The sequence below is a fragment of the Hyphomicrobium sp. genome (assembly GCF_041674905.1).
GTDB lineage: Bacteria > Pseudomonadota > Alphaproteobacteria > Rhizobiales > Hyphomicrobiaceae > Hyphomicrobium_B.
In genome coordinates this window covers 1-7,449 of sequence record NZ_JBAYUV010000064.1, presented here as the reverse complement: position 1 = coordinate 7,449, position 7,449 = coordinate 1, and the positions used below count along the sequence as shown (strand labels likewise).

The window sequence follows — 7,449 nt, the reverse complement described above, 5'->3', positions numbered from 1 at the left end:
GTTTCCGCAGCATTTCCGCGAGCTTATTGCGAGCCTCGGCTTCGCACTTCGCCCGGTGCTGGAGCAGCTTCTCCAGCGTCTCCTTGCGCAGCATGCGATTGCGCGGTGACATGACAGGATCGATGTAGCCGGAGCGCGGATACTTCAGGTCGATGAATTTCCGCGCCGGCGGGATGTGACAGAAGCCTTCGGCGCGGCAGCGCTGGCGGAATTCATTGATGCAGAGATCGGCGGTCTTCGCCATTGATCGTCTCCCGTCGTTTCACGGGAAACAAATTACCGCAGTAATTTTACCGCGTCAATACGAAACAGTAATTCTACCGACGAGGCTTCATGTCCGTCACGAGCGCGGCCCATTCGATCTCCGCATTCTTGATCGGCGGTTCGTTTGAATTCGAGAGGAGTGTGTAGCTTCCGTCCCGCTCGCGCCTGATTTTCTTAATCAGAATTCGGTCGTCGTTGAGTCCGACGACGCAGACCTGATTGAACAGGTCTTCGGTGACCGGCGATCTTACGTCGTCGTAATAGACCAGCCACGAGTCCAAGAGTGGCCCGAAGCTCTTTCCGCGTATCTCAACTGCCACGGTTTGTTCTGTCGCTCCGTCGGGCGCGTCGACCTCTTCGTAGTCATCATCGGCCAAAGCGTAGTAGTGCGCAACGCTTCCTGCGCCTACGTAGCCAACGACGCGGACCTTTCTTGGTCCGGAGGCGCGCTGTTCGGCTGGCAAGATGTGCTCACTGTCAATGTGCTCCGACACCTCGGCCGGCCCAATTCCTTCTGTCAGGTAGGTGGAAGTGGTTTTCAGGACGGGCGCGAGCGCAGCGAAGGTGCTTGCGTTCCCGCCCTTTGTTGGGATTTTCCCGCGCGCCCCTCGCTGAAGGTTGTAGATTGCTGACGAACTCAGTCCGGCCTTCTTCGAGGCGGCAGCGGCGGTCTGCCCGGTTTTGGCGAGCCTATCCTCAATCCGGGCAACGATTTTCTTCAAAGGGTCCATGCGCCAGTAATTTGACCGGCTAAGCGCATGTTGGGAAACGGTAAGACTACTGTTGACGTTTGCAGTAATTTTACCATTCTCAGTGCTCATGAGCAGCATTGATTCGCTTCTTTCCGTCGCCCGCGCTTATGGCGCGGCGGAACGTATTGATCTTTCGACCGTGAGCTGGCGGGCGCTTGGCGACACCAAGAAGCTGCCCGCGATCGTGGCAGGCAAAGACATTCAGGTCCGCCGCTTCGAGCGGGCGATGCAGTGGTTCTCCGACCATTGGCCCGATGGTGCTGACTGGCCCGAGACCGTGGCGCGCCCGGAACGCTCTGACGCGCTCGCTCAACGCTCTGACACAGGGAGTACATCATGCCCCGCACAGTAAGGGCCGCGTCCGCTCGCGCAAAATCTGGGGAAGGAGTGAATCGGTCTGAGCGTTTCCCCAAGGGGAATCAGAATTTCCTCTCGGGGAATCGGATTTCTCCTGTTGCGCAGAAATTGCGGGCCCTGCTGCCTCCCAATAAGGCCGCGTACAAGCTGCAATCTTTGACCGAGCAGCCGCTCTCGATCTGTCAGAAATTGCTCTCCGGTCACCGGACCGAGAATATCGAAATGCTCCGCGCCCTCCTGCGTCACGAAGACAGGGGGTTTGCAGCGGAGATCCTCCGATCTTTCATCGGCGACGATGCTCCGCTCGCGGAAGACGTCGTCACGCTCCAAGATTTGCGGCGCGCGGACGAAGAGGCGCGCCAAGCCGAGATCGAGGCCGAAGCAAAAAAGGCACGGGCGCAACAACTTAAAGCGAGGCTGGCATGACCGCCTCGAAACATTTTCAGGGCTCCGCGCGGAGGAGCGGGTCCTCACCGGCAGGGACGCTTTGCAAAGGCGTCCTAGAAGCGGAAGAACATCTGCTCCGACCCGAAGTGGGGGTCGCCTCGGAAGTGGGAGACTACGTGCTCCCATTTTCCGAAGCGTCGGCGCATGTACGCTCGCACGTACACGAACTTCCGTCGTGCCATGTCCGACATGGCATTCTCCTTGGTCAAACGGGTGTGAGCCCGTCACTCCAGCCTGCGAAAGCAGGCCGTGCCGTGCGTGAGTCCGGACGCGAGTCCGGCGACCAAGGCGGTCCGGTGAGGACCCAACTTCGCAGTTCATGCGATTCTCGCGGTGTCGGTAAAGCCGACGGCGGCTTGCCCTGTGTGTTGCGGGGAGGGCGGGCCGAATGATTGACGACCTGCTGATGCCGCTGGTGGTGCTGGCCTTGTGGATCGCGCCCGAAAATCCGGTCACGGCCTATTCGGCGATCCTGATCGTTCTGCTTTTGTGGGTGCAGGCGGTCTGCCTTGCGGTCTTCATCGCCGTGCTGATGTGGCGGGACCGCGATGTCTGGCTGACGACGGAGGTCGATGACGACCCGTCAACGCTGGGCGACTTTCCGCATATCGGCTTCGAATTCCCGCGGGTGACGCGATGACAGCGCTCGCCTTCCATCCGCTCGCGACGATATTCCCGCCGATCGAGGGCGACGATTTCTCCCGGCTGGTCGAGGACATACGCGCGCACGGCATCGTCGACACGATCGTGCTGCTCGACGATCAAGTGCTTGAGGGCCGCAACCGCTATCGCGCGCTTCAGCGGCTGGTCGAGACCGGAGAGGTGCTCGGCGACGGCTGGGGCCATCGCGCCGGCCAGAACCTGACGGAAGACGCGCTCGAGGCCGACAACATCTGGTTCAAGGCATTCAACCCGGATGTCGACGGCGATGCGCTCGCGTTCGTCATCTCGAAGAATCTCGTTCGCCGACACCTGAATGAAAGCCAGCGCGCGATGGTGGCGGCGCGGATTGCCACGATGCCGGTCGGAAATCCGGATTTCAATCGGGCAAATTTGCCCGATAGCACCGCGACGAACCAGGCCGCTGCAACGATGCTCAACGTGTCTGAGCGTTCCGTGAAAACGGCAAAACACGTCCAGTTGGATGGTTCGCCTGAGATTGTCGATGCTGTTGCCCGCGGTACGATTGCAGTTTCCGCGGCAGCAGAGGTCGCATCGCTTCCCGTTGAAAGGCAGGCTGAAATCGTCGCCTCGCTGCCACGCGACGAACAGGGGCGCCTGACGCCGGAAGCGAAGGCGGCGCTGGCGCCGATCGTCAAGGAAATGCGTGCAGAGAAGCAGGCGGAGAAGCGCGATCGGCGCGACGAACGCGAGCGCGATCTTGCCGTGAAACAACAGGCGCTTCCCGATAAGCGATATGGCGTGATCCTCGCCGATCCGGAATGGCGGTTCGAGCCGTATTCGCGCGATAGCGGCATGGATCGTGCCGCCGACAATCATTATCCGACTTCGCTGACCGAGGTGATCGCCTCACGGCCAGTCGCTCAGATCGCGGCTGGCGACTGTGCGCTGTTTCTCTGGGCGACCGCGCCGATGTTGCCGGATGCGTTTCAGGTGATGGAGGCGTGGGGCTTCACCTACCGATCGCAAGTGATCTGGAGCAAGGACCGGCTCGGCACCGGCTACTGGTTTCGCAACAAACATGAATTGTTGCTGCTCGGCGTGCGCGGCAACGTGCCGGCGCCGGCGCAGGGGCTGCAATGGGACAGCCTGATCCAGGCCGCGGTATCGGCGCACTCAGCAAAACCCGATCGGTTCTATGAGCTGATCGAAGCGTACTTCCCGAACCTGCCGAAAATCGAACTAAACGCGCGTCGCGTGCGTCCAGGCTGGGATGCCTGGGGACTCGAGGCGCCGGAATCCCAAGCGAACGCAACCGATGGCAAAGCCGGTATGGCTGGGGTCACGGACCCCGTAAGACGATCTACCGCCGGAACGGGGTTGCAAGTAGGCGAGTCAGGCGCGGCCCTGACTGCAACGTCTGAGTTTACGGACGTGACAGCCGGAGAGACGGCACCCAATTCCGCGAGAGATGACGTTCTCGAAATCCCGGCTTTCCTGCGACGCAATCCCGACAATTCGCTTCCGACGAAAGCGACGACGGAGGCGTCATGACCGGAACCGTCATCATCATGCGCGGTGTGCGCGCAAGAGAGGAGCAGACGGGCGCGACCATCGCTGCCGTGTCGGTCCAGGGCGTCATGCTGCCGCAGGCCGTGCATGACGTCTTCTTCGCCGAGGCTGTCGCGTGCGGATCGAGTGTCGAGGAGATCATCGCCGAGCGGCTGATGGAGATTGCCGCTCGGAAGCTGCGGCGAGAACGCGGGGAGCAGACATGAAACTGCCAGCATGCGCCATCCAGGTTCTTTTCAGTCGCCTCCGTCGGCTTGCCGAGAAGCGTCCGCCCGACGTTCGCATCGGCGCGCCGGATGACGACTACCTGCTGCGCTGGTGGGTGATCCCGCGCAACCGCCTCTTCAACATCTACCTGCATCGCTTCCTGCGCTCAGATGACGAGCGGGCGCTGCATGATCATCCCTGGCTGAATATGAGCCTGCTGCTCGATGGGCGTTACACCGAACACACCATTGCGGGCGGCGGCGTCCATCGCCGCGTCGAATATTCAGCCGGCAACATCAAAGTGCGCGGGCCGCGCTACGCGCATCGCGTCGAGCTTTCGCACGGACCTTGCTGGTCGCTTTTCATCACGGGGCCTGTGTTGCGGGAGTGGGGATTCCACTGCCCGCAAGGCTGGCGGCATCACACCGAGTTCGTTGACAGCAAAAACCCCGGCCATATCGGCCGAGGGTGCGATTGAAGGGGAGGAGAGGAAATGCCGCGTGAAACGATCAAATCGCTGAAGGCACAGATTGCGAAATTGAAGCGCGAGCAGGCTGAGTTAGTCGAAGATGCCAAACACATGCGCACGGCCGAAACGCGCGAACTCCGTGAACGTAATGCGCGGCAGGCCGCTCAGATCGATGAGCAGGTTGCAACGATCGCCGCGAAGGATAAGCGCATCAATGAGCTGCTGACGGCGAGCAACACAAACGAGACGGCGGCGCGCGCCGCCCGAGCGGAATGTGTGGCTTTGCAGGCGCGCCTGACCGAGGCCACGCGGATCATGGCGACGCTTGGCGCGCGGCCGCCGCTGACCTTCGACCTCCGGGAGGGGCGTTGATGCGAAAGGGGCGCAGATGGTCGGAGGATGACAGGCGCGAGATCTTGCATCTTCGCGGTGTGTGCGGGCTCAGTTGGGCCGTCATCGCCACGCGCTTTCCGGGCACAACCGAGAACGCCTGCAAGTTTCAATATTTCCGGGCGATCGCGTCGAAACCACGCCGGCGCGCCGTGTCAGGCGAACCGCTCCGGCGAGGTGACGGGCGCGCGGATTGCGATCCGGTTGCGTCGCGTGTCGCGCCTGACGTCATCGTTGATCGCGACCGGCGTCGGCTTCTTCGGCTGGAGCGAGCCGACGTCACCGCGAATTTCTTCGGCGACCCGTTGCCGGGCTATTCCGCGCGCGACGTTGGCGCTGCGACGATCGCGATCAACCCGAGCGCGAAGCCGACACTGTATTGGGGCAATCAACGGAGGCATTCTTATGAAGCCAATTACTGATGTGCTGCGTGAGTATCGCAACGGCCGCGCGGTCGATTCCGCTACGCTCGACTTTGCCGAGCTGATCCGTGCCGTCGACCTGACGAACAAGGCCGGCGAACTGACGATCACGATCAAGGTGAAACCCGAGAAGGGCGGCGGATCGCAGAAGACCTTGGGGATCGCCGTCAAATCCAAGGTGCCGAAGGTCGATATTCCGGAGGCCGTGTTCTTCTCCGACGCTGAGGGCAACCTGCATCGGAGCGATCCGCAGCAGCGCGAAATGTTCAAGGAGGCCGCCGAAGCCCGCGTGGGCTCGGCCTAAGCCTCAACCCTCGAAGCGTACCGCGTACCCGCGTCCCTCTCTTACGCAAAGGATCAGTCATGTCTGAACAGAAGGCCGCCAACCAGGCGGAAACAATCGAACGGCTCGCCAGAGAAGCGGCCGTCGTCACGAGGATCGCGACGCCTGACGGCCGCGAATTTGCTGTCGTGCCGAGCACCCACACGGTCAAGGATGTCACGCCGCCCGGATGGCTCCCGCCCGACAAGCCGAAATATATTGCGCAGGCCGTCACCGTGCAGACGCAGGACTCGCTTGTCGAGTATGTGAAGAAATTCAAGACGGCCGACACGGCGCTGTTCGCGGACATCGCCAACAACCGGATCGTCGCCCAGATCGACTATCACGCGGCGAAGCAGGCCGAGCGCGTCGTTCATTGCGCGACGATGCAGCTTGCCTTCTCCGAGGAATGGAAGACGTGGACGGGTATCGACGACAAGCTGATGAAGCAGCTCGATTTCGCGCGCTTCATTGAGGAGAATTCGGCCGACATCGTTGCGCCGACGGGCGGAGAGCTGCTTGAAGTCTGCCGCGACCTTCAGGCCGTGCGCAGCGCCAACTTCAAGAAGGCGGTGCGCACCAACACGGACCACGAGAATTTCGAGTTCACCGACAACACCGATATGCGCTCGAAGAACGGCGTCGAGGTTCCGACCAAGTTCGAGCTGTCGCTGCCGGTTTATTTCGGCGAGCGGTCCGTGCCTCTCCAAGCGTTTCTTCGCTGGAATCTTGTCGGCGAGCAACTTGCGCTCGGCGTGAAACTGCATCGCGCCGAACATGTCCGCCAGGCGATCTTCCGCGAGATTGTCGGCGATGTATCGGCCCGCACCGACTGTATGGCCGTGTTCGGCCGGATCGGCAGCTGACCATGGTGCTGGTGCCGCACCGGACCGCGCCTGATCGGGCGCGGGAATTGAAAGAGCGCGCGCAGGCGATCGTCCGCGAAAGCCTGCGCGGGCGTCGCATCTGCGACCGGTGCGGCGCGACCTTCGCGACTTATGCGGAAAAGTGTGAGGCCGATCTCGGCTCTGAATGTCCCGGCGGGCGGGCGATCGATGTTGCGACCCATGAAGCCGAGAAGAGGGTGGGGCTCCGATGAAAGCATTATCGGTCCAGCAGCCATGGTCCTGGGCGATATTTCACGGGAAAGACGTAGAGAACCGTACATGGACGCCGCGCAATCCGGGACTTCGCTTCCGTGGTCGCTGCATCATTCACGCGGGTGCCCGGCCGGGCGATCTCGAATGGAATCGCCGCTGGACCGATTATTGCCAGATGATCCTTGACCGGTTCGATGACGCCGAACCGCTGATCCCGTTTATCGGCGATGTGCATTTCGGCGCACTGATCGGCACGGTCGAGGTGGCCGATGTCGTCGAGGCGCATTCCTCAAAATGGTTTGTCGGCCCTTACGGGCTCCTGCTGCGTGAACCGCGTCTGTTTCCATCCCCGATTCCGTACAAGGGCTCGCTCGGCTTCTTCGACGTGCCCGATCGGCATCTGCCAAGCGCTGAACGTGCATGACCGCTATTGAACTACAGACCAGCATCATCGGCGAATTGCTGATCCAGTTCCTCCGAGATCAGTGGAAGATACTTCCTAAGCCCTTCAAGCGACGAAATGGCG

The 7,449-nt window shown here is 61.5% G+C and carries 14 protein-coding genes; 12 read left to right on the top strand and 2 right to left on the bottom strand.

Going from position 1 to position 7,449, the window contains the following annotated elements:
- On the bottom strand, nucleotides 1-244 hold a 244-nt coding region (locus WC026_RS16955; RefSeq protein WP_372712190.1), incomplete at its 3' end, for a hypothetical protein.
- A 73-nt stretch (nucleotides 245-317) separates the two neighbouring features.
- Nucleotides 318-995 (bottom strand): phage repressor protein, encoded by a 678-nt coding sequence (locus WC026_RS16950; protein WP_372712189.1) that lies wholly within the window; start codon nucleotides 993-995, stop codon nucleotides 318-320.
- 88 nt (nucleotides 996-1,083) lie between these two features.
- Between WC026_RS16950 and WC026_RS16945 the strand changes: the two genes are divergently transcribed.
- The 12 genes from WC026_RS16945 to WC026_RS16890 all read left to right on the top strand — a co-directional run bounded on the left by WC026_RS16945 (nucleotide 1,084) and on the right by WC026_RS16890 (nucleotide 7,347).
- On the top strand, nucleotides 1,084-1,368 hold the full coding sequence (locus WC026_RS16945; RefSeq protein ID WP_372712188.1) for a hypothetical protein: 285 nt from the start codon (nucleotides 1,084-1,086) through the stop codon (nucleotides 1,366-1,368).
- 227 nt (nucleotides 1,369-1,595) lie between these two features.
- Nucleotides 1,596-1,799, top strand: a complete 204-nt coding sequence (locus tag WC026_RS16940) for a hypothetical protein (RefSeq protein ID WP_372712187.1) — start codon at nucleotides 1,596-1,598, stop codon at nucleotides 1,797-1,799.
- A 409-nt stretch (nucleotides 1,800-2,208) separates the two neighbouring features.
- Entirely contained in the window at nucleotides 2,209-2,460 is a 252-nt protein-coding gene (locus tag WC026_RS16935) for a hypothetical protein (RefSeq protein ID WP_372712186.1), read from the top strand.
- Entirely contained in the window at nucleotides 2,457-3,995 is a 1,539-nt protein-coding gene (locus WC026_RS16930) for an MT-A70 family methyltransferase (protein WP_372712185.1), read from the top strand. Before WC026_RS16935 ends, WC026_RS16930 begins: the two co-directional genes overlap by 4 nt.
- Nucleotides 3,992-4,219 carry a hypothetical protein gene (locus WC026_RS16925; RefSeq protein WP_372712184.1) on the top strand — a complete coding sequence of 76 codons (228 nt, stop codon included), beginning with the start codon at nucleotides 3,992-3,994 and terminating at the stop codon, nucleotides 4,217-4,219. Before WC026_RS16930 ends, WC026_RS16925 begins: the two co-directional genes overlap by 4 nt.
- On the top strand, nucleotides 4,216-4,698 hold the full coding sequence (locus WC026_RS16920) for a hypothetical protein (RefSeq protein ID WP_372712183.1): 483 nt from the start codon (nucleotides 4,216-4,218) through the stop codon (nucleotides 4,696-4,698). Before WC026_RS16925 ends, WC026_RS16920 begins: the two co-directional genes overlap by 4 nt.
- 15 nt (nucleotides 4,699-4,713) lie before the next feature.
- Nucleotides 4,714-5,061 carry a hypothetical protein gene (locus tag WC026_RS16915; RefSeq protein ID WP_372712182.1) on the top strand — a complete coding sequence of 116 codons (348 nt, stop codon included), beginning with the start codon at nucleotides 4,714-4,716 and terminating at the stop codon, nucleotides 5,059-5,061.
- On the top strand, nucleotides 5,061-5,501 hold the full coding sequence (locus tag WC026_RS16910) for an SANT/Myb-like DNA-binding domain-containing protein (protein WP_372712181.1): 441 nt from the start codon (nucleotides 5,061-5,063) through the stop codon (nucleotides 5,499-5,501). Before WC026_RS16915 ends, WC026_RS16910 begins: the two co-directional genes overlap by 1 nt.
- The gene (locus WC026_RS16905; protein ID WP_372712180.1) at nucleotides 5,485-5,805 is read left to right on the top strand and encodes a hypothetical protein; all 321 of its coding nucleotides are present in this window, start codon (nucleotides 5,485-5,487) and stop codon (nucleotides 5,803-5,805) included. Before WC026_RS16910 ends, WC026_RS16905 begins: the two co-directional genes overlap by 17 nt.
- A 59-nt stretch (nucleotides 5,806-5,864) precedes the next feature.
- Complete coding sequence (locus WC026_RS16900) at nucleotides 5,865-6,689, top strand: DUF2303 family protein (protein ID WP_372712179.1); 825 nt, start codon at nucleotides 5,865-5,867, stop codon at nucleotides 6,687-6,689.
- Between the two features lie 2 nt (nucleotides 6,690-6,691).
- Nucleotides 6,692-6,922 (top strand): hypothetical protein, encoded by a 231-nt coding sequence (locus tag WC026_RS16895; protein ID WP_372712178.1) that lies wholly within the window; start codon nucleotides 6,692-6,694, stop codon nucleotides 6,920-6,922.
- Nucleotides 6,919-7,347, top strand: coding sequence for a hypothetical protein (locus WC026_RS16890; protein WP_372712177.1), 429 nt, complete (start codon nucleotides 6,919-6,921; stop codon nucleotides 7,345-7,347). Before WC026_RS16895 ends, WC026_RS16890 begins: the two co-directional genes overlap by 4 nt.
- Nucleotides 7,348-7,449 lie beyond the last annotated feature (102 nt).